This window comes from Flavobacterium frigidum (genome assembly GCF_048286735.1).
In the GTDB taxonomy this organism is placed as follows: Bacteria; Bacteroidota; Bacteroidia; order Flavobacteriales; family Flavobacteriaceae; genus Flavobacterium.
Genome location: NZ_JBLVPU010000023.1, coordinates 1 through 20,039, shown reverse-complemented (window position 1 = coordinate 20,039; position 20,039 = coordinate 1). Strand labels below are relative to the sequence as shown.

Annotated in this window: 21 protein-coding genes and 1 tRNA gene; 9 read left to right on the top strand and 13 right to left on the bottom strand. The window is 34.1% G+C overall.

Annotation, left to right across the window (positions count from 1 at the left end; translation table 11 throughout):
* Window positions 1-77: 77 nt before the first annotated feature.
* The 6 genes from murB to recF form a co-directional block, all read right to left on the bottom strand.
* The gene (gene murB, locus ACNQGO_RS13010; protein ID WP_417985527.1) at window positions 78-1,091 is read right to left on the bottom strand and encodes a UDP-N-acetylmuramate dehydrogenase; all 1,014 of its coding nucleotides are present in this window, start codon (window positions 1,089-1,091) and stop codon (window positions 78-80) included.
* A 49-nt stretch (window positions 1,092-1,140) separates the two neighbouring features.
* Window positions 1,141-2,988 (bottom strand): asparagine synthase (glutamine-hydrolyzing), encoded by a 1,848-nt coding sequence (asnB, locus tag ACNQGO_RS13005; protein ID WP_417985526.1) that lies wholly within the window; start codon window positions 2,986-2,988, stop codon window positions 1,141-1,143.
* 2 nt (window positions 2,989-2,990) lie between these two features.
* On the bottom strand, window positions 2,991-4,058 hold the full coding sequence (locus tag ACNQGO_RS13000; RefSeq protein WP_417985525.1) for a glycosyltransferase: 1,068 nt from the start codon (window positions 4,056-4,058) through the stop codon (window positions 2,991-2,993).
* 15 nt (window positions 4,059-4,073) lie between these two features.
* Window positions 4,074-4,745, bottom strand: a complete 672-nt coding sequence (locus tag ACNQGO_RS12995) for a DUF2461 domain-containing protein (RefSeq protein WP_417985524.1) — start codon at window positions 4,743-4,745, stop codon at window positions 4,074-4,076.
* 7 nt (window positions 4,746-4,752) lie between these two features.
* Window positions 4,753-5,451, bottom strand: a complete 699-nt coding sequence (locus ACNQGO_RS12990; protein WP_417985523.1) for a thioredoxin domain-containing protein — start codon at window positions 5,449-5,451, stop codon at window positions 4,753-4,755.
* 78 nt (window positions 5,452-5,529) lie between these two features.
* Window positions 5,530-6,609 (bottom strand): DNA replication/repair protein RecF, encoded by a 1,080-nt coding sequence (recF, locus tag ACNQGO_RS12985; protein ID WP_417985522.1) that lies wholly within the window; start codon window positions 6,607-6,609, stop codon window positions 5,530-5,532.
* A 231-nt stretch (window positions 6,610-6,840) separates the two neighbouring features.
* Here recF and ACNQGO_RS12980 point away from each other — a divergent pair, with 231 nt between their 5' ends.
* From ACNQGO_RS12980 to ACNQGO_RS12955, 6 genes are all read left to right on the top strand, one after another.
* Complete coding sequence (locus ACNQGO_RS12980) at window positions 6,841-7,614, top strand: tetratricopeptide repeat protein (protein WP_417985521.1); 774 nt, start codon at window positions 6,841-6,843, stop codon at window positions 7,612-7,614.
* Between the two features lie 106 nt (window positions 7,615-7,720).
* Complete coding sequence (gene ribH / locus ACNQGO_RS12975; RefSeq protein ID WP_417985520.1) at window positions 7,721-8,296, top strand: 6,7-dimethyl-8-ribityllumazine synthase; 576 nt, start codon at window positions 7,721-7,723, stop codon at window positions 8,294-8,296.
* A 164-nt stretch (window positions 8,297-8,460) separates the two neighbouring features.
* The gene (gene mutL / locus ACNQGO_RS12970; protein ID WP_417985519.1) at window positions 8,461-10,302 is read left to right on the top strand and encodes a DNA mismatch repair endonuclease MutL; all 1,842 of its coding nucleotides are present in this window, start codon (window positions 8,461-8,463) and stop codon (window positions 10,300-10,302) included.
* Window positions 10,299-11,045, top strand: a complete 747-nt coding sequence (locus tag ACNQGO_RS12965; protein WP_417985518.1) for a rhomboid family intramembrane serine protease — start codon at window positions 10,299-10,301, stop codon at window positions 11,043-11,045. The genes mutL and ACNQGO_RS12965 overlap by 4 nt, the downstream gene beginning before the upstream one ends.
* A 53-nt stretch (window positions 11,046-11,098) precedes the next feature.
* Window positions 11,099-11,968: a rhomboid family intramembrane serine protease gene (locus ACNQGO_RS12960; RefSeq protein WP_417985517.1), complete on the top strand. Its 870-nt coding sequence runs from the start codon at window positions 11,099-11,101 to the stop codon at window positions 11,966-11,968.
* A gap of 43 nt (window positions 11,969-12,011) precedes the next feature.
* Window positions 12,012-13,058: an endonuclease/exonuclease/phosphatase family protein gene (locus ACNQGO_RS12955; RefSeq protein ID WP_417985516.1), complete on the top strand. Its 1,047-nt coding sequence runs from the start codon at window positions 12,012-12,014 to the stop codon at window positions 13,056-13,058.
* A gap of 15 nt (window positions 13,059-13,073) precedes the next feature.
* Here the strand turns inward: ACNQGO_RS12955 and ACNQGO_RS12950 are convergent, their stop codons facing one another.
* The 7 genes from ACNQGO_RS12950 to ACNQGO_RS12920 all read right to left on the bottom strand — a co-directional run bounded on the left by ACNQGO_RS12950 (window position 13,074) and on the right by ACNQGO_RS12920 (window position 19,005).
* A complete protein-coding gene (locus ACNQGO_RS12950) occupies window positions 13,074-13,700 on the bottom strand; it encodes a WbqC family protein (RefSeq protein ID WP_417978873.1) in 627 nt (208 codons plus the stop codon).
* 91 nt (window positions 13,701-13,791) lie between these two features.
* A complete protein-coding gene (gene lepB / locus ACNQGO_RS12945) occupies window positions 13,792-15,576 on the bottom strand; it encodes a signal peptidase I (RefSeq protein WP_417978872.1) in 1,785 nt (594 codons plus the stop codon).
* A gap of 85 nt (window positions 15,577-15,661) precedes the next feature.
* The gene (gene dapB, locus ACNQGO_RS12940) at window positions 15,662-16,393 is read right to left on the bottom strand and encodes a 4-hydroxy-tetrahydrodipicolinate reductase (RefSeq protein WP_417985515.1); all 732 of its coding nucleotides are present in this window, start codon (window positions 16,391-16,393) and stop codon (window positions 15,662-15,664) included.
* Window positions 16,394-16,449: 56 nt separating this feature from the next.
* Complete coding sequence (locus ACNQGO_RS12935; RefSeq protein WP_417985514.1) at window positions 16,450-17,007, bottom strand: DUF5683 domain-containing protein; 558 nt, start codon at window positions 17,005-17,007, stop codon at window positions 16,450-16,452.
* Window positions 17,007-17,906 (bottom strand): ParB/RepB/Spo0J family partition protein, encoded by a 900-nt coding sequence (locus tag ACNQGO_RS12930; protein ID WP_417985513.1) that lies wholly within the window; start codon window positions 17,904-17,906, stop codon window positions 17,007-17,009. The genes ACNQGO_RS12935 and ACNQGO_RS12930 overlap by 1 nt, the downstream gene beginning before the upstream one ends.
* Window positions 17,907-17,910: 4 nt before the next feature.
* A complete protein-coding gene (locus tag ACNQGO_RS12925; RefSeq protein WP_309759200.1) occupies window positions 17,911-18,678 on the bottom strand; it encodes a ParA family protein in 768 nt (255 codons plus the stop codon).
* A gap of 129 nt (window positions 18,679-18,807) precedes the next feature.
* Window positions 18,808-19,005, bottom strand: a complete 198-nt coding sequence (locus ACNQGO_RS12920; RefSeq protein ID WP_417985512.1) for a hypothetical protein — start codon at window positions 19,003-19,005, stop codon at window positions 18,808-18,810.
* Between the two features lie 77 nt (window positions 19,006-19,082).
* Between ACNQGO_RS12920 and ACNQGO_RS12915 the strand changes: the two genes are divergently transcribed.
* From ACNQGO_RS12915 to ACNQGO_RS12905, 3 genes are all read left to right on the top strand, one after another.
* Window positions 19,083-19,157, top strand: a tRNA-Pro gene (locus ACNQGO_RS12915).
* 45 nt (window positions 19,158-19,202) lie between these two features.
* Window positions 19,203-19,448 carry a GIY-YIG nuclease family protein gene (locus ACNQGO_RS12910; RefSeq protein WP_417985511.1) on the top strand — a complete coding sequence of 82 codons (246 nt, stop codon included), beginning with the start codon at window positions 19,203-19,205 and terminating at the stop codon, window positions 19,446-19,448.
* 128 nt (window positions 19,449-19,576) lie between these two features.
* Window positions 19,577-19,768 (top strand): GIY-YIG nuclease family protein, encoded by a 192-nt coding sequence (locus tag ACNQGO_RS12905; protein ID WP_417948165.1) that lies wholly within the window; start codon window positions 19,577-19,579, stop codon window positions 19,766-19,768.
* Window positions 19,769-20,039 lie beyond the last annotated feature (271 nt).

Here is a 20,039-nt window from a genome sequence, read left to right as displayed (position 1 = left end):
ATCGACAATCTGAAATTAATATATAATTCCGATTTTTTTTAAACTGAAAACTGCGACTGAACACTGCCAGCTGAAATCTAAATCACATTAACCTCGGCCTCAATATGAATACCAAAAGTTTTGAAAACGGTCTCTTGAATATCCCTTGAAACATTCAAAATTTCTTGTCCTGTTGCAGCGCCATAGTTTACTAAAACCAAAGCCTGATTTTTGTGTATTCCGGCGTCACCAAAACGCTTTCCTTTAAAACCAGTTTGTTCTATAAGCCATCCTGCAGGAACTTTTACTTCGGTTTCTGAAATGTCAAAATATTTCATTTCAGGAAATTGCTGGTGTATTTTTTCGAAATCTGATTTTAATAAAATTGGATTTTTAAAAAAACTACCACTATTTCCCAATTCTTTAGGATCTGGCAATTTGCTTTGTCGAATACTAATTACGGCATTACTGACGTCCTTTAATGTTGGATTCGAGATGTTATTTTTGGCTAGTTCTCCCGAAATATCTCCATAAGAAGTGTTGATTTTATGATTGATTTTTGTCAATTTAAAAACAACCGATGTGATGATGTATTGATTTTTTACTTCGTTTTTAAAAACGCTTTCGCGGTATCCAAAATGGCATTCGTCCTTTGTAAACGTTTTCATTTCCTGACTTTCTATTGCAATTGCCTCGCAGGAAACAAAAGTGTCTTTTATTTCGGTTCCGTAGGCACCTATGTTTTGGACTGGCGTAGTTCCCACATTTCCTGGAATGAGTGACATGTTTTCTAATCCGCCAAAATTTTGATCGATAGTCCACAGTACAAATTCATGCCAACTTTCGCCAGCCTGACTTTCAACCCAAACAAAATCCTCGTTTTCTTCAACTATTCTCTTTCCTTTCAAATCGATATGAATCACCAATGCATCAATATCTTTTGTCAAAAGCATGTTACTTCCACCACCTAAAATAAATTTTTGTTGTGCTTTATTTTCCTGTAAAATCGTTTTCAAATCGTATACAGAATGAACAGCAACGAATTGTTTTGCTTTGGCTTCAATGCCAAAAGTATTGTATTTTTTTAAAGAGAAATTAGGTACTATTTCCATAAAAGAGAGGGCTTTTTTGAATTGTTCTGTGCTGCGCCAAAAGTAAGCATTAAAATTTAGTTGCATAGGTTTTCATCCAGATATGCATCATAAACAGTGGCATGATATAAGGTGTCATGCGTGTGTCACCTTGCTGTAATTTATGTACTAATTTTTGAATATTGATGTGTTCAAAATAAGGTATTTGAAATAAATCACTTTTCGAGAAAGAATCTAATTCGTCTTTAAAAGCGGGGCTTTTTGTGATGTAATCGCCCCAAGGTGCACTCAATCCTACTTTTCTGAATTTTAAAATTTCATCTGGCAAACGGTCTTGCATGGCGTTTCTTAGGATGAATTTTCCTTTTATTCCTGTAAAAAGTAATTTATCCTCTAATGAACCTAATCCAACAATTAATCTCGAGTCCAAGAATGGTTCTCTACATTCTATCGATGCGCCCATGGTACAACGATCATTTCTGTCTAACAGGGAGCATAAATAAGTATGTTGGTCAAAGTAAAGTGCTTGTCGCCGAAGATTATTTGGATATAATGATTTTGCTTCTTCGTATTTTTTTTTTCGGTATTCGTTTGTGGGTGTTTCTTCTATCCCAAAAGTGGTTGCAATATCCTTAGGATAGATATTCGAACCATTAAATAAAACGAGATCTGATTTTTTTTGAATTTGAGCAAAGCGCAACAGTTTATTGTGCAGTGGTTTTTTAGAAAACAAATCGAAATTGCCAAGTAGCGTAATCACATGCAGAAGAGATGGATATTGTAAAGCTTTGTAACGCACATAGCCACCCATTAATTCATCGGCACCTTCACCAGAAAGTAGCACTTTTACAGAAGGTTTTGCCATTTGTGAAAGCGCTAAAAGATGCGGCTCACTTAAATGCATGACGGGCTCATCCTGAAAATAAGTAGCATGTATTAATTGGTCATAAAGATTTTTGTCCTCTAATTGCATGGTTTTAAATCCATAATTAAATTTCTCTGCCATCATTTTAGCTAAATGTGCTTCGTTGTGTTCTTTCTCTTTAAAACCAATATTAAAGGTTTGTATGTCTTTGTATTTTTGATGATGCAATGAAGCCAATATCGAGGAGGAGTCTAGTCCGCCGCTGAGCATAACACCTACAGGAACGTCGCTTACCATTCGCATTTTTACAGAATCATCAAACGTTTCTCGAAACCATTCTACCGGATTTTTTATTTTAGGTTGGTTTTGAATTTCTCTTTTAAGATCCCACCATTTTTCGACAGTGGTTTTTCCATCTTCGTGAATGGTCATGACGTGTCCTGGAAGAACTTTTTTTACGTTTTCGTACAAAGTATTTTCACCAGCAACAAATCGGTTAAAAATATACTCTTCCAGTCCATCTTGCGCCATTTTAAGCGGAATTCCAGCGGTAAAAAGTGCTTTTTGTTCGGAGGCAAAATAAAATGATTCGTTGTAAAACGAATAGTACAAAGGCTTAACACCCATTCTATCCCGAACAAGAGTTAGCTTTTTTTCTAATTTATCCCAAATAGCAAAGGCAAACATACCGTTGAGGCGGTTGAGCATTTTTAAACCATGCAATTGAAATAATTTCATTAAAACTTCGGTATCCGAAGTGGTTTTAATATCAAATCCATTACTTTTTAACTCGGGATAAAATTCTTTAAAATTGTAGATTTCGCCATTGTAAGTCATCACATAGCGACCGTTTTCGGACAGAAAAGGTTGGTGTCCTGATGATGAAATATCTAAGATTGAAAGTCGTCTGTGACCAAATCCAATATTTTTTTCTATAAAAATCCCTTTGTCGTCTGGTCCGCGATGCTCTAGAGAATCTCGCATTTTTGTTAAAATACGTTCATCAACTTTTTTCTGGGTTTGTAAATGCAAAATTCCATTAATGCCACACATAGTTAACTAGGGCTTTTGGTATTGATTAATTCGTGGTATTTATTGGCAATGATTTTCATATTTATTGTGTAGTCAACATTTTTTTCTAAAAATAATCTATTGTTTTCAACAGCGTGGTTGCGGTATGTTTCGTTTTCAAAGGCCCAGATTAATTCGTCTGCAAGCATTTCAAAATCGTCAATTGTAACTAATTGTCCGTTTTTGCGGTGTTTAATCCAACTTTTATTTCCTACAATATCGGTTACAATTGGGTAGCAATTAGTAGCCATTGCTTCAAATAAAGACGCCGAAACTCCTTCGGTGATGGGCATACTAATGTAGATATTAGATTGTTGTAACAGTTTTGGTAATTCAGTATTTGGGATTCTTCCTGTAAAATTGATTTTATTTTCGATGTCTAAATCTTTTGCTAAATTTTTTAATTTAGAAAGTTGTGTTCCACCTCCTGAAATTGTAAGTACGAAATCAATTCCTTTTTGGTTTAAAATGGCAAATGATTTTAAGATAATATCATGGCGGTATTCTGGCAATAAAGAACGCGTTACAATGGCACAAATTTTTGCAGGATTGGCGGTATTTTCATTTTTAAATTTAACTAGATCGATTCCTTTTGGTAAAACCAAAACTTTATTCATATCTACATTGGCCTCTATCATTGAAATGGTCATTACCGGTCCCCAAGCATGAATTAAATCTGCTTTTTTGAAAGCATAGTATTGCAGCAATTTTTTTAACGGTAATGAAATCGATTTTTCTGGCCATAAATCGGTTTTGCCTTGTTGTGCAATGGCAACTGGTTTTACGCCAGATAATGCTGCAAGAAAACCATAACTGGTTGTTCGTTCGGCAATTACCATATCTGGTTTTTGTGTTTTTATTAGTTGCCTAATTTTAAAAATAGCCAATTTAAATTCGAAAATCCTTAAAATTCGGTTATGAATGCAATTACTTGGCGTTTTTAATTCCCAAGTAACAATTTCAAAACCACCAAATTCCTTAAGGCCATCCATCCAAGTGATGGCGTCGGCCCTGTCGGTTTCTCCTAGAAAGAGTATTTTCTTTTTTTTCATCAGTGTAAACTATAATTACTCAGACGTTAACGCTCTATTGATAAAGTCATTTAGCGGTTTTAAAAGGATTAATTTTTCACTTACAGTAGTAACGAAATCTTTTGTGCCAGCTGTTGAAAAATTAATTTTCTGAGAGGACTCAAAGCTTTTTAATTTTAATAAATCGATAGCGGGATGTTCTTTTTCGTAGCCTCTTGGCGGATTTTTCAGCGTATTTTTTTCATCTCTATCAAAGTCATTGAACTCTTTTTTAAACTCTTTCTCGTTTAGAATTGCTTCCAAATCTTCATGGAAATAAGCAATTTCCTTGCGCATTTTTTTTAAATCATTGGCTTCAGGACAATACAATCCGCCAGCAATAAAGCTGGATCCATTTTCTAAATGAATGTAATACCCCGAGCGATTCAAGCCTTTTGCCCCAGAGGAAAGCCAAATGCCTAAATGTGATTTATAAGGAGTCTTGTCTTTAGAAAACCGAATGTCACGATTGATTCTAAAGGTACAATTTTTTACTTCGAGCATTTCCAATGAAGGATCTAGTGGTTTCATAGCATCCAATAAATCAGCTACTAAGAGTTGGTAATCTTTCTTGAAAGCTTCGTAGCGTTTTTTATTATCCAAAAACCAATCGCGATTGTTATTGGCTTTTAAGTCATCTATAAATTGTAGTGTATCTTTTGAAAGCATAGTTGGCCTATTGTAGTTGTTTTTTTAAATCTGCTTCGCTAATAAATCCAGAATGTTTCCATGTTACTGTTGCATGGTCATACAATAATAAGGTAGGCAGTTCACTAATTTTTAAGGCTGCCATAACGGTTTTATTTTTATCGGCATCTACTCGAATGATTACTATTTCCTCACCTAAATCTTTTTGCATCTGTAAAATGTAAGGTGTCATTATTTTGCATGGTGCGCACCATTCTGCATAAAAATTAATTAAGACTTTTTTATCAGATTGTAACAGCTTATCGTATTCTGGGAGCGAAAGGCCTATTTTTTTGTTACTGGGTTTAGAAAGACCTGCAGCCTCCCATTTTAGTATGCCACCTTCTAGCTGATAGATGCTTGTAAAGCCTAATTCATTTAGTTTTTCAGCTGCTTTTTGGCTTCTTCCACCGCTTTTGCAATATACAAAAACGGGCACTGATTTGTCCATTTTTTCTATATCGGAAATAAAAGTACTTCCAAGCCAATTTATATTTTTGGCATTTTCAATATGGTCAGAAGAGAATTCATCAGGAGTTCGTACATCCAGAATTTGTTGTTTTGGTGTTGTTACAATTTTTTCTGCAAAGGCTTTTGCATTAATTGTTTTTATTGTCTCCGAATTTTGTCCCTGGCAGGAAAAAACGACAAAAAACAAAATGGCTAAGTATATAGAAGGGAATTTCATTGTATGGTGTTTAAAATTGAATACGCTAAATTAGGTAATTTTTCAATTTTTTGAATGCAATGAGGTACTAAATAAAAGTTATAAATTAAAAATTTTATATGTTTGATGCGTCGATTTTACAATAGCTTCAGTACGTTCCGGATGCGTATCTGAAATAAAAAGTTGCCCAAAAGTATCGCTGTTGACCATTTCGATAATTTTTGCCACCCGACTTTCATCTAATTTATCAAAGATGTCATCAAAAAGTAAAATGGGTTTTACGCCACTTTGTTTTTTTAGAAACTCAAATTGAGCCAGTTTCAAGGCGATTAGAAACGATTTTTGCTGTCCCTGGGAGCCAAATTTTTTAATTGGATGTTGATCAATTTCAAATGCTAAATCGTCTTTGTGAATCCCCACACTTGTGTAATGTAAAGCTCTGTCTTTATTAATGTTTTCCTGTAATAAAGTCAATAAATCTTTTTCGTATAAATGACTTTCATATACCAATTGAACCGTTTCTTGTGAACCCGTTATAGCTTCATGATGCGTGTTGAAGATAGGAATGAATTGATTAATGAATTCTTTCCTTTTCTCGAAAATATAAGCGCCAAAACCGTTGAGTTGCTCATTATATATAGAGAGTGTATCGGTATCAAAAACATGATTCAATGCAAAATATTTCAATAAAGCATTGCGTTGGCTCATTACTTTTTGATATTGAATGAGTTGCTGTAAATAATGGGAATCCAGTTGGGAAATCACGCTGTCCATGAATTTTCTTCTGGTTTCGCTTCCTTCCACGATTAAATCCCTGTCAGCAGGAGAAATGATAACTAAAGGAATAAAGCCAATGTGATCTGAGAATTTGTCGTAAGCCTTGCCGTTGCGTTTCAAGATTTTTTTTTGCCCCTTTTTTAAACTGCAAAGAATTTGTTCATTTCTTTCGTTTTTTTCGAATTCAGCATCAATTACAAAGAATTCTTCTCCGTGTTTAATATTTTGAACCGCTAGCGGATTGAAATAACTTTTCCCGTAAGATAAATGGTATATGGCATCCAGTACATTTGTTTTTCCAATTCCATTTTTGCCCACGAAACAATTTATCTTACTGTCAAAATCAAAATTTGCTTCTGAAAAATTCTTGTAATTGAATAATGAAATTTTTTTTAGATACATGGAAAAAGCTTACTGTTATGGGGAACTTTGATATTATTTGAGGACTTTTTCAAAGTGGGTGCAAATTATTGAAAAATATCCATATAAAGCACTTTTCTATTTTTTCTATGAAAATTATTTTGGCTTGGCCCAGAAAGATTGTTTGGGTATAATTTTTTTTAATATTAAAGCATATTTTTTGCGTGGGTTTGAATAAAAATTTTATTTTTGCGACTCACTAAATTAAAATAAATGGCTACTTATAACAAAAGAGGATATAAAACACCAAAAGAAAAAGAGGTAAACGAAGGAGTTGAAGCAGTAATCATTGACGATAAAGACAGCACGACAGCTGAAGTTTTTTCTAAATTAGATGAAACAGCTTCAAGAACTGAGGATTGGGTTGCTAAAAATCAAAAAGTGATTATTGGTTTAGTTGCTGCTGCTGCAATTTTTACAATTGGATATTTAGGATACCAGAGATTTGTTGCGGCTCCTCAACAAGAGGAAGCAGCTAATGAAATGTTTGTAGCACAACAAAATTTCCAAAAAGCAACTGATGGAGTAGCAAGTGACTCTTTGTATAAGTTATCGCTTAATGGTTCAGAAGGTAAATTTGGATTCTTAAAAATTGCCGATGAATATTCAGGTACTGATGCAGGAAATTTAGCTAACTATTATGCTGGAATTGCTTATTTGAACACAGGAAAATATACTGAAGCAATTGATTATTTAAATAAATTTAAATCAAATGATATTGTTTTAAGCGCTTTGGCAAAAGGAGCAATAGGAGATGCATATTCTCAAAAAAATCAACCTCAAGAAGCTTTAGAGAATTACGTAAAAGCGGCTGAGTCCAATAAAAATGATTTTACAACACCACGTTTTCTATTAAAAGCTGGAAAAGTAGCTTTAGCTTTAGGGAACAAAGCGGATGCATTAAAATATTTCACAGACATTAAAGACAATTTTGAAGGAACTCCAGAGGCTGCTTCAGTTGATGTTTTGATAGGATTAGCGCAATAGTAAACAATGGTACAAGATTGGTGATTTAAGATTGGATATTTTTGATTTCAAAATGCTATCTTTAAGATCTGAAATCAAAATTCTATAATCAAAATACTAAAAGCAAATGGCTACCGAAAATAAAAACTTATCCGATTACGATAAAAATTCAATCCCAAACGCAAAAAATTTTCGCTTTGGGATTGTTGTTTCAGAATGGAATGATTCCATAACAGAAGGTCTGTTTAAAGGCGCCTTTGAAGCCCTTTTAGATAACCAAGTTCCTGCTCAGCATATTATTCGTTGGAATGTTCCGGGAAGTTTTGAGTTGATTTACGGTTCCAAGAAAATGTTGCAAACACAAAACGTAGATGCTGTAATCGCTATTGGATGCGTCATTCAAGGACAAACCAAACATTTTGATTTTGTATGTGAAGGCGTAGCGCAAGGCATAAAAGACTTGAATGTTCAAACGGATATTCCAGTTATTTTTTGTGTTTTAACAGATAATACCATGCAACAATCTATTGATAGAAGTGGAGGAATTCATGGAAATAAAGGAACTGAGGCCGCAATTGCCGCTATAAAAATGGCTTATATTCGTCAACAAGCTTCTTTGTCTCATCAAGTTGATAATCAACACTTACTGTCTGCTGGAGCACTCCAGTTGGATGAGGCTGGGCCTTTAGAATTGAAAGAATAGTTTTAAACATACTACTTAATGAACCTATACTGTTATCTAAAACAGTATAGGTTTTTTGTTTTTTTTAAAATGATTAAGCTATTATTCCAAATAGAAATTCATTAAATTTGTATTTCTTGGTTTTAAAAAACTTTAAACCTTAAACTTTAAACCTAAATTTTTTAATGTCGAGTATAATACAATTACTTCCTGATCATGTTGCCAATCAAATTGCTGCTGGTGAAGTGGTTCAAAGACCTGCTTCAGTGGTCAAAGAGTTGCTTGAAAATGCAGTTGATGCACGAGCGACGGATATTAAATTAATTATTAAAGATGCTGGAAAAGCCTTAGTGCAAGTAATTGATAATGGTTTGGGAATGAATGTTACTGATGCGCGTTTGTGTTTTGAACGCCATGCCACTTCCAAGATTCGTCAAGCCGAAGATTTGTTTTCGTTGCATACCAAAGGGTTTCGTGGAGAAGCTTTAGCCTCTATTGCTGCCATAGCTCATGTAGAAATGAAAACTAAGCAAGAACAAGAAGAACTTGGAACCCATATTATCATTGAAGGTAGTAAATTTGTATCTCAAGACGTTGCTGTTTTGCCTAAAGGAACTTCATTTGCTGTCAAAAATTTATTTTTTAATATTCCAGCGCGGCGTAATTTCTTAAAGTCGGATACGGTGGAATACCGCCATATTATCGATGAATTTCAACGTGTAGCTTTGGCTCACCCACAAATACATTTCACCTTTTACCACAATGGCAGTGAAATGTTCAATTTGCCTCCTTCAACTTTACGCCAACGTATTGTTACTATTTTTACGGGCAAAACCAATGAAAAATTAGTACCTGTTCAGGAAGAAACAGAAATAGTTGCCATTCAGGGATTTGTAAGCAAACCAGAATTTGCAAAGAAAAATCGTGGCGAACAGTTTTTCTTTGTCAATGATCGTTTTATTAAAAGTGGTTATTTGCATCATGCGGTTATGGCTGCCTATGACGGAATCTTGAAAGACGGAGCACAGCCCAGTTATTTTTTATATTTATTGGTGCCTCCCAATACTATTGATATCAACATTCATCCTACTAAAACGGAGATAAAGTTTGATGATGAACACGCTCTTTACGCTATTTTAAGAGCTTCTATAAAGCACAGCTTGGGACAGTTTAATGTAGCTCCCGTTTTAGATTTTGACCGCGATGCTAATCTGGACACACCATATCATTATAAAGATTTAGAAGGTGCTACGCCAACAATTCAGGTAGATGGTAATTTCAATCCTTTTGCTGAGGATAAACCCAGTAAGCAATTTTCCAGTTATAGAAAACCAGAGCCAACATCTAATTGGGAAAGTTTATACGTAGGTTTAAAACAAGATTCGGATGAAATAGGACAGATGACTTTTGAAAATGAAGAAGTGACTTCCTCTTTATTTAATGACGAAGAAGTTGAGCATTCTGTTCATAAAACGTATCAAATTCATAAAAAATACATTGTTTCGTCGATCAAATCAGGAATGGTAATTGTAGATCAGCAACGGGCGCATCAACGGGTTTTGTATGAGCAGTTTTTAGTAAATATGACTGTGAATCAAGCATCTAGCCAGCAGCTGTTATTTCCTTTGAATCTGTTTTTTTCGTCAAGTGAAATGGAACTGATCGGAGAGTTGCAACTGTCGTTGATGAATACCGGTTTTGTTTTTGAAGAAAATAATTCAGACCATATTGTGATTTCTGGAATTCCAGTAAATGTTACCGAGAGTGAAGTTTCTATTGTACTAGAACAGTTACTAAGCGATTTGCATGATGGTATTCCGGAGAGTAGTTTTAGTCAGAACGATACGATTGCCAAATCTATGGCCAAAAGTTTAGCGGTAAAAACAGGAACACACTTAACCGAAAAAGAACAAGAGAACTTGGTTAACGGACTTTTTGCTTGTAAAGACCCCAATGTATCTCCATTTCATAAACCCACTTTCATCACGATGCGTGTTGAAGATTTAGATAAAAAATTTGCATTATGAGAAACGTAACTGAAACTGTAAAACAATTAATAATTATAAATTTACTTTTTTTTGTAGGTACACTGGTAATAGGTGATGTGGCCTATAAAATATTAGCCCTATATTTTCCTGAAAATAAAGACTTTCAATTGTGGCAACCTATTACACACATGTTCATGCATGGGGGTTTTATGCATATTTTTTTCAATATGTTTGCGTTGTACTCTTTTGGCTCAGCATTAGAACAAATCTGGGGAAGTAAGAAATTTTTATTTTTCTATATTTCCTGCGGATTAGGCGCAGCTTTGTTGCATACGGCTGTTAATTATTACTATTTTCAAGAGGGCTTGAATACGCTAATCGCTAATGGATTTCCTAAACAAGATATTGTACAATTATTGAACGAGGGTAAAATTGATACAAGATGGCAGCAATTTATAGCAGCTGGAGATTTTCAAAACTTTACTAGTGCTTTTGCGGGTACCGCAGTTGGTGCATCGGGAGCTATTTATGGGATAATTGTAGCATTTGCTTTTATGTTTCCTAATGCAGAATTGGCTTTGATGTTTATTCCTGTACCGATAAAAGCAAAATATTTTGTACCCGGCTTAGTATTAGTTGATTTGTATTTAGGTATTTCTGGAAAATCTATTTTTGGAGGTGGAGGAATAGCCCATTTTGCTCACGTTGGTGGTGCTTTGTTTGGTTTTATTATTATGTGGTATTGGAAGAAAAATCAGTTCAATCAAAACCGATGGAATTAAAATAAAATAGTTTTTTTAGACAATTTAAATCGGCTACCAAATATTAAAAATATATGAATATTATTGATGACTTGAAAGTACAATACAAGATAGGAGGAATAGTGACTCGGCTAATCTTTTGGAATGTGGCTTTGTTTGTGATACCCTGGTTGTTTTTTGCACTTTTATCTTTGTTGGGTATCAATATTGATTACCTTAATTATGTGAGTTTATCATCTAATGGAGCGCTATTATTATGGAAACCATGGTCGTTGCTTTCGTATTCTTTTTTTCATAGCGGCATCATGCACATCGTTTTTAATATGATTGTTCTAAATTTTTCAGGCAGATTGTTTATGACCTATTTTACATCCAAGCAATTGTTTGGGCTGTATGTATTAAGCGCTATTTTTGCAGGGATTAGTTATGTTCTGATCTTTTATTTGCTGAATATAAATGCACCTATTGTGGGAGCATCAGCAGCTATTATGGCTATTTTAGTTGCTACAACAACCTATTATCCGTTGATGGATCTGCGGTTATTGATCATTGGAAATGTCAAGTTATGGCATGTTACCGCTATTATCGTTGTTATCGATTTGATGCAACTGCGATCTGAAAATATGGGCGGACACATTTCTCATCTAGCTGGAGCTCTGTTTGGATTTATTTTTATTAAATTGCTTCAGAATGGAACTGATTTAAGTACTGCTGTATCTCGCTTTATTGATTTTTTTACTAATTTGTTCCAAAAAAATCCGTCAACACCTTTCAAAAAAGTTCACAAAAATTACAGCCGGCCAGAGGTAAAGTCAGTTTCAAAAATCGTTACAAAAGATAAATCACAGCAACAAATTGATGAGATTTTGGACAAAATTAGCCAATCTGGTTATGATAGTTTGAGTAGTGAAGAAAAAGAATTCTTATTTAAAGTAGGTAAATAATAATACGAAAGTTTTGAATGCTTTAATTTAAAAAATAGAGAAAATGAGGAATCTTTCATGGTTTAATAAAGGAATGTTTTTTTTGAATATAGTGCTGACTATAGTGACCTTTATTGCCTATGTTTTGCCTTTTTTGGCTCCCAAATCTTTCCCGCTTTTGTCCGTATTGACGCTATTTATGCCGGTTTTTTTCATATTTAATGGGTTGTTTTTTGTCTATTGGGCATTTCAACTTAAAAAGCAATTAATTGTTTCGGGTTTGGTGTTACTAATTGGGATTACTTTTATAAATAAATTTTATAAATTCTCTTCTCTTGAACTTCCAATAGCCGAAAAGGATTTTACGGTAATGAGTTATAATGTTCGTCTTTTTAATGTGTTTAAATGGATAGAAAGAGACGATGTTCCTGTTGATATTCTCACCTTTATTAATGATAAGAATCCTGATATTTTGTGTATTCAGGAGTACTCGTCATCAGCAAATATTGATTTGAAAGTGTATCCGCACCGATATATTTTTACAGACGGCAACCAAATTAAAACGGGTCAAGCTATTTTTTCTAAATTCCCAATTATTGACCAAGGAAATATCATTTTCCCAAATTCTAGTAACAACGTTGTTTTTGCCGATGTCAAGAAAGGAAAAGACATAATCAGAGTGTACAACATGCACATCCAATCCATTAAAATATCACCTGATGTGAATGAAATTGACGAAAATATTGATGCTATGAATCAGCAGAAATCGCAAGTTTTATTTAGACGTATAAGCAAAGCATTCAAGCAGCAGCAGCAGCAGGCAGAGATTTTTAAAGAGCATAAAATAAAATGTATCTATCCTATGATTATTTGTGGAGATATGAATAACAGTGCGTATTCGTATGTATACCGCAGTATCAAAGGGAAGTTGAAAGATAGCTTTGAAGAGGCTGGTAAAGGATTTGGAGAAACCTATAAGTTCCGATATTATCCAGCTAGAATTGATTACATCTTTGCTGATGAAAAAATGAAAGTGAAAAAATTTGAAAACTTCCCACAATTCATAAATTCAGACCATTTTCCTATTATGGCCAGATTGTCTCTGGAGTGATCACAAATCTTTTTTTTATTTGATATTAAGGCGTTGATTTTTTAAATAATCCATAGCGTATTTCCCTTCGTTAAACAGCAAATCTAACACACTTAAATTGTTGATAAAACCATGTTTGTCATCAAAAACCTGTGTGTAACTTTCAAAAGAAGAAGTATCTTTTTTTCCGTTTACTAAAGTTCGAAAATCCATAATAATAGTGGGATCAACCTCTGGAATGTATGTTGTTGTAGTTTTAAAATCTAGTTTGATTCGAAAACAGTGGGAAATAATTTCTAAAACTTCAAAATTCAAGTCTAGTAAAAAGGTATGTTTTTTTTCGAAGGTAGGTCTGATATCGTCTTCAAAAAATTCAAAAAAAGGAGAACTTCTATAAGCTGCTTCCAGTGATTTGAAATGTTGCTTTTGCCAATCAAAATCGGTTTCAATTTTAATATCTTTCGTTTTTGGATGACTTTCTTTCGAATGCTTTACAGGAATGTTTAATAACTGAATGCCATTTGGACTATAAATATAAGCTCGGTTGCGGTTGGTTTGTTTCTGAAAATTATCGGCAACTTCAAAGGTGATGCTTTCTGATTGTACCATGGCAGCAAAATGGCTAATTGATGGAAAGTAAGTTGGGTGAAGGAGAATATTCATATTTGTTGTAATGTATTATTATTTTAATGTAAAAAGTCATAAAGCTATATTGGCTATAGACTTTATGACTTCTGACATTCAAAACTTTTGACTATTGTTTAGCTAATTTTCTTTTTTTCCAAAAATATTCTCCTATGAAAAATGCTGCTAAAGCAAATAGAAAGTATTTTAAATAGGATTGTGGTTGTCCGTCGCCGCTAACCGTTGTAAAAACTCGATCCCAACGAATACTCCAGTTTTTAATTCCATCATTGATTCCTTTAATACTCAACCAGACAAATATAGGTTTCCCCACAATATGGTCAGCAGGTACAAATCCCCAATAGCGACTGTCTTCTGAGTTGTGACGGTTGTCACCCATCATCCAATAGTAATCTTGTTTAAAAGTGTACTCATTAACTACTTTTCCGTTTAGGCTTATTTCATTTCCAGTTACTGTAAGTTTATTAGCATTACCATTATTGTCTTTTTCATATGTTGTAATGATTCTTTCGTAAAAAGGAAGTGTTTTCAAGTTTAAAGCAACTGTTTTTCCCTCTTCGGGAATATAAATTGGACCAAAATTGTCTCTTGTCCAATTCTTTTGATTATCACCACTATGAGGGAAAATATCATAGGTCTCCTTAACATTAATAACAGATTTTTGTTGTTTTAGTATTTCAACAATATCTTTAGGCAGGTTTGCAATTAGAATTCTATTTCCAGCTATTTCCCTGATATAAAACTGTTTCGATTCTTTAAGTCTGGAAATCATATTTAGAAATCCATCATCCTCAATTTTATCACTGTATGTAAATTCATAAGAGAAACGAGTGTTTACTGAATCTACTATTTTTTGTACATCATAAACTCCTGAAATACTTTTTAATTTTAAAGCCTTCTTATCTGTAAGTGCAGGAAAGAACAAGCTTTCTTTGTCCGTAAAGCCGCCCGCATCTCTATTATAATCGTTTAATTCTGAAAATAAAGTTTGGTAATCGATTTTTTCTGAAGCACGAATCTTAGCAGTATATGAAAATTGAGGTTGGGCTCTTTCAGACAATTTCAATTCTTTTCCATCAATATAAACAATTCCATTTTTAATATATAGATTATCCCCAGGAACGCCAACACAACGTTTGACATAATTTGATTCTTTATCGATCGGTTTAATAACGCCAGGGATTCCTTTTGGTTCAAAAAAGTAATGAACTGTATCTACTGGCCAGTTAAAAACAACAATGTCAGAACGATCAATATTCTGAATTCCAGGCAGTCTCATATAAGGCAATTGAGGCCAAGTCAAGTAAGATTTGTTTTTTGTCAAAGGAATAGAGTCATGAACCATAGGCAAAGCAACAGTAGTCATAGGAACTCTGGCGCCATAATTCATCTTACTTACAAATAAAAAGTCACCTACTAGTAATGATTTTTCCAAGGAAGAAGTAGGAATGGTAAAGGGTTGTATGAAATAGGTATGAACTATTGTTGCTACTACTATTGCAAAAAGTAATGAACTAACAGTATCAGCAGTTTTGTTGTGAGGTACTAAACTTCTATCTGTTACGTATTCTAATTTTTGAGCATAATTCAAGTAATAAATATAAAATCCCAAAGTTATTAGTACTAAAAAAGTATCTAATCCTGAACGTTTTCCAAAACTACGTAGTGTTTCTACCCAAATTACAGGAAACATAATGAGATTAATAATAGGGATAAAAAGTAAAATTGTCCACCAGGTTGGTCGACCTATTATTTTCATCAAAACTATTGCATTATATACGGGAATTGCAGCTTCCCAACGTTTTCTTCCGGCACTTTCATATAATTTCCATGTTCCTAAAAAATGAACTATTTGCACCAGCAGAAAGAATACAAACCATTGATATATTGACATAATATGTTTATTTGATTAACGAGTTATTTGTTTTTTCTAAAATTTGAACGGTTTATGATTTCTAAAAATCTATCGATATGAAAGTTTATGCATCTAATTCTAATACATTTTTCATTGTAAAAACACCTTGTTTGCCTACAATCCATTCAGCTGCAATTACGGCACCTAAAGCGAATCCTTCGCGATTGTGTGCAGTATGCTTGATTTCGATAGCATCTACTTCAGAATTATAAGTTACCGTGTGGGTTCCGGGAACTGTACCTATTCTTTTTGCTTCGATTTGAATTTGTTTACCCTGTTCGCTGTCGCTCGGGTCGGTTGTCATTGGTTTTTCTAATGTCCAATTGGTGTATAAACTATTTTGGATAACACCTTCGGCTAATGAAATTGCGGTACCACTTGGAGCATCAAGTTTTTGAGTATGGTGAATTTCCTCCATTGTCACAGAGTAATTTTTGAATTTAGACATCATTTTTGCCAAATACGCATTAAGCTCAAAGAAAACATTCACTCCTAAACTAAAGTTAGAACTAGAAATAAAACCGCCATTCTTTTCCTTGCATAGCGCTACCATTTCATCGTAATGATCTAACCAGCCTGTAGTTCCAGAAATAACGGGAACATTGGCATGAAAACAACTAGAAATATTAATTACCGCAGCAGTTGGAACACTAAAATCAATGGCTACATCAGCATTTGAGAGGCCTTCAAAAGTGTTATTCTCATCTTTTTTCAAAACGATTTCATGCCCTCTTTCCAGTGCAATTCGCTCAATTACCTGACCCATTTTACCGTATCCTAAAAGCGCAATTTTCATTTGATTGTATGTTATAGTTCCAATTTTAGACAATAAAGCATCGAATTGCTTTTGCTCTAAAAATTATAATTAAAAGTTAGTCCTACATTCGTCTTTAATGTTACATCATTAGGATAAAGAACGGGTCGTATTGATAAGTTTTCATCCACATTGAATTGTATTAAAGCGGCATCGACATTAGCATCTATGATATTCAGAGCATAAAATGCTAAAGTGACTAAGGCTGATAAATCTCGATTTCGTTGATAAAATTTTTGTCCGGCAATCAATCGATTGTTATCTAAAAAAGCTAAATCATCGGTGGTATATCCTTCAAGTCTGCTTTTATATGCGTCTCGATATTGATGGTATTTTTTATTATTGTCAATATAAAAATAGATACTAGTTCCCAAGGCGCCGTAAACAAGAGGAATTTTCCAATATTTTTTATTGTAAGCTTGACCCAAGCCAGGTAAAACGGCAGAGTAAAATGCTGCCTTTGCAGGAGTTAACGGATCAATATCTTTTGATTTCAAAGTGTCTTTAACTACAAGTTTTGCTGGCTCTGTTTGAGCACAAACAACAGTATTTCCAATTACAAAAAGGAAGAGACCTATGAAAATTATTTTATGCACTATTCGTTTATTAATTTAATAATTCTGTTGAAATCCTCTTCAGAATGAAATGGAATAGTGATTTTCCCTTTGCCATTTCCAACTACTTTTACTTCGACTTTGGTGCCAAAGTAGTTCGTAAAAGTATTTTTTTGAGCCTCTGCTATTTCAAATGAAGCTACTTTTGGTTTGCCTGCAGGCTTAGGTTTTAAACTTTCTTGGTAGTTTTTTACAAGTGTTTCCGTATCGCGAACGGATAAATTTTGACTAACAATTTTTTGATAAATATCAGTTTGTACCTCTTGGTCTTCGATATTAATGATGGCGCGTCCATGACCCATGCTAATGAATCCATCGCGAATACCAGTTTGGATGATTGGATCTAGTTTCAAAAGTCTTAAGTAATTCGCAATTGTAGAGCGCTTTTTTCCTACACGCTCACTCATCTGCTCTTGTGTCAATTGAATTTCGTCAATCAATCGTTGGTATGAAAGCGCTATTTCAATGGGATCTAAATCATGACGCTGGATGTTTTCCACCAATGCCATGACAAGTGACTCGTTATCATTTGCAATACGAATATAAGCAGGAACAGTCGTCAAGCCAACCAAAGTAGAGGCACGAAGACGGCGTTCTCCCGAAATTAATTGGTATTTATTAAAGTCTAATTTACGAACTGTAATGGGTTGAATAACCCCTAATTCTTTAATCGATGTAGCTAATTCTCGTAACGATTCTTCATTGAAATTGCTTCTAGGTTGAAACGGATTTATCTCAATTGCAGTAATTTCAAGCTCAATAATATTTCCTACAACTTTATCAGCATTTTTGTCGTCTACGGATTTGATATCGTTTTCTGGATCTTTCAATAATGCAGATAATCCTCTTCCTAAGGCTTGTTTTTTAATTGCTTGTGCCATAAAACTATTTGCTATTTTTCTTAATTATTTCTTGGGCAAGATGCAAGTAGTTAATTGCTCCTTTGCTAGTCGCATCGTAGTTTATTATACTTTCTCCAAAACTTGGAGCCTCGCTCAGTTTCACATTTCTTTGAATAATTGTATCAAAAACCATATCGTTGAAGTGTTTTTGAACCTCCTCAACTACTTGATTAGACAAACGCAATCTAGAATCAAACATGGTTAACAAAAGTCCTTCAATATCTAAATCTGGATTGTGAATTTTCTGGATACTTTTTATAGTATTCAATAATTTACCTAAACCTTCCAGAGCGAAATACTCACATTGAATAGGAATTACCACTGAGTCAGCTGCAGTCAGCGCATTCAGGGTAAGTAATCCAAGTGACGGAGCGCAATCAATAATGATGTAATCGTACTCATCTTTAATACTTTCTAATGCTTTTTTTAGCATGTATTCTCTATTTTCTTTATCGACTAATTCGATTTCAATAGCGACAAGGTCAATATGTGATGGAATAACATCCACATTTGGTGCAGAACATTTTACAATGGCCTCTTTCGGAGTGTGACTGTGTTCTAAAATTTGATACGTACCTATTTCAACAGATTCAACATCAATCCCCAATCCTGAAGAAGCATTTGCCTGCGGATCAGCATCAATAAGTAATACTTTTTTTTCTAAAACCCCTAGTGAAGCAGCAAGATTAACTGATGTTGTGGTCTTTCCTACTCCTCCTTTTTGATTAGCAATCGCGATGATTTTGCCCATTTATTTTCTAAATTTTGAACCGTAAAAATACAATTATTTATGGTTTCTAAAAATCTATTTTGTTAACATTCGTTAAAGCTTGATTAGTCGGATATTGTGTAAGGTCATTTTTAAATTAAATTTTGCTTTCTAGGAGCTTATCCAGCTGTACGCTACAAGTTTTTGCATCACTGCTTTATTTTCTAAAGCCCTAAAAGGAGCTTCTTTCAGTCGCTCTTTTAGTTCTAGAAAATAAAGCAGTGATGCTGCAAAGCTTTTCGCTCCCATCTTGGCTAAAAAGAGTTCGCTGTACAAAGGTTTTTGGTGCTTTTTTAAAAGTTGTAGCAATTGCAATTTAATTAGTATTCTTATTTTTCAAATTGTTTTGCATAAGCTAAAAAGAATTGTATATTTGCACCCGCTTTCGGGGTGTAGCGTAGCTCGGTTATCGCGCCTGCTTTGGGAGCAGGAGGCCGCAGGTTCGAATCCTGCCACCCCGACAAAAGCCGAACATTCTCGTTCGGCTTTTTTTATTTTAAAAAACTATGTTTTACGTCTGCATCCTATTTTCGAAATCACGAGACATGTATTATATAGGTTCTACTTCCATGGTTATAGAAGAAAGATTGCGACGTCATTTGAGTGCTCATAAAGGATTTACAGCAAGAGCCAAAGATTGGGAAATCGTTTATTCTGAATTATTTGACCAAAAATCTTTAGCAATTGCACGCGAGCAGGAAATAAAAAAGTGGAAAAGTAAAGTTAAATTAGAAGCATTAATTTCAAAATAGGCAATGGTTATCGCGTCCCGATTGCAAATCGGGAAGGCCGCAGATTCGAATTTCCGTTTTCGGAATAAACACTGCCACCCCGACAAAAGCCGAACATTCTCGTTCGGCTTTTTTTATTTTTAAAAGCAATGTTTTACGTTTACATCCTATTTTCGAAAACTCACGAAATCTATTATGTAGGTTCTACTTCTATGATTGTAGAAGAAAGATTGCGACGTCATTTGAGTGCTCATAAAGGATTTACAGCAAGAGCCAAAGATTGGGAAGTCGTTTATTCTGAATTATTTGACCAAAAATCTTTAGCAATTGCACGCGAGTAGGAAATAAAATAGTGGAAAAGTAAAGCTAAAATAGAAGCATTAATTTCAAAATAGGCATTGGTTATCACGTCCCGATTGCAAATCGGGAAGGCCACAGGTTCGAATTTCCGTTTTCGGAATAAACACTGCCACCCCGACAAAAGCCGAACATTCTCTAGACTGAACCCAAAAGTTTGGACAAATTTATAATTAATTTTGATAATAATGAGCTCGATATTGTATCGGGCTCATTTTGTTTAAATTAGACTTACTTCTGTCATTATTATAATAA

What these genes read in the sequence shown, in the direction of transcription:
- recF (WP_417985522.1), bottom strand. Translation starts at nt 6,609, where the DNA reads ATGTATCTAAAAAAAATTTCATTATTCAATTACAAGAATTTTTCAGAA.
- ACNQGO_RS12990 (WP_417985523.1), bottom strand. Translation starts at nt 5,451, where the DNA reads ATGAAATTCCCTTCTATATACTTAGCCATTTTGTTTTTTGTCGTTTTT.
- ACNQGO_RS12965 (WP_417985518.1), top strand. Translation starts at nt 10,299, where the DNA reads ATGAGAAACGTAACTGAAACTGTAAAACAATTAATAATTATAAATTTA.
- ACNQGO_RS12910 (WP_417985511.1), top strand. Translation starts at nt 19,203, where the DNA reads ATGTTTTACGTCTGCATCCTATTTTCGAAATCACGAGACATGTATTAT.
- dapB (WP_417985515.1), bottom strand. Translation starts at nt 16,393, where the DNA reads ATGAAAATTGCGCTTTTAGGATACGGTAAAATGGGTCAGGTAATTGAG.
- ACNQGO_RS12995 (WP_417985524.1), bottom strand. Translation starts at nt 4,745, where the DNA reads ATGCTTTCAAAAGATACACTACAATTTATAGATGACTTAAAAGCCAAT.
- ACNQGO_RS12960 (WP_417985517.1), top strand. Translation starts at nt 11,099, where the DNA reads ATGAATATTATTGATGACTTGAAAGTACAATACAAGATAGGAGGAATA.
- ACNQGO_RS12930 (WP_417985513.1), bottom strand. Translation starts at nt 17,906, where the DNA reads ATGGCACAAGCAATTAAAAAACAAGCCTTAGGAAGAGGATTATCTGCA.
- ACNQGO_RS12925 (WP_309759200.1), bottom strand. Translation starts at nt 18,678, where the DNA reads ATGGGCAAAATCATCGCGATTGCTAATCAAAAAGGAGGAGTAGGAAAG.
- ACNQGO_RS13000 (WP_417985525.1), bottom strand. Translation starts at nt 4,058, where the DNA reads ATGAAAAAAAAGAAAATACTCTTTCTAGGAGAAACCGACAGGGCCGAC.
- lepB (WP_417978872.1), bottom strand. Translation starts at nt 15,576, where the DNA reads ATGTCAATATATCAATGGTTTGTATTCTTTCTGCTGGTGCAAATAGTT.
- murB (WP_417985527.1), bottom strand. Translation starts at nt 1,091, where the DNA reads ATGGAAATAGTACCTAATTTCTCTTTAAAAAAATACAATACTTTTGGC.
- ACNQGO_RS12955 (WP_417985516.1), top strand. Translation starts at nt 12,012, where the DNA reads ATGAGGAATCTTTCATGGTTTAATAAAGGAATGTTTTTTTTGAATATA.
- ACNQGO_RS12905 (WP_417948165.1), top strand. Translation starts at nt 19,577, where the DNA reads ATGTTTTACGTTTACATCCTATTTTCGAAAACTCACGAAATCTATTAT.
- mutL (WP_417985519.1), top strand. Translation starts at nt 8,461, where the DNA reads ATGTCGAGTATAATACAATTACTTCCTGATCATGTTGCCAATCAAATT.
- ACNQGO_RS12950 (WP_417978873.1), bottom strand. Translation starts at nt 13,700, where the DNA reads ATGAATATTCTCCTTCACCCAACTTACTTTCCATCAATTAGCCATTTT.
- ribH (WP_417985520.1), top strand. Translation starts at nt 7,721, where the DNA reads ATGGCTACCGAAAATAAAAACTTATCCGATTACGATAAAAATTCAATC.
- asnB (WP_417985526.1), bottom strand. Translation starts at nt 2,988, where the DNA reads ATGTGTGGCATTAATGGAATTTTGCATTTACAAACCCAGAAAAAAGTT.
- ACNQGO_RS12980 (WP_417985521.1), top strand. Translation starts at nt 6,841, where the DNA reads ATGGCTACTTATAACAAAAGAGGATATAAAACACCAAAAGAAAAAGAG.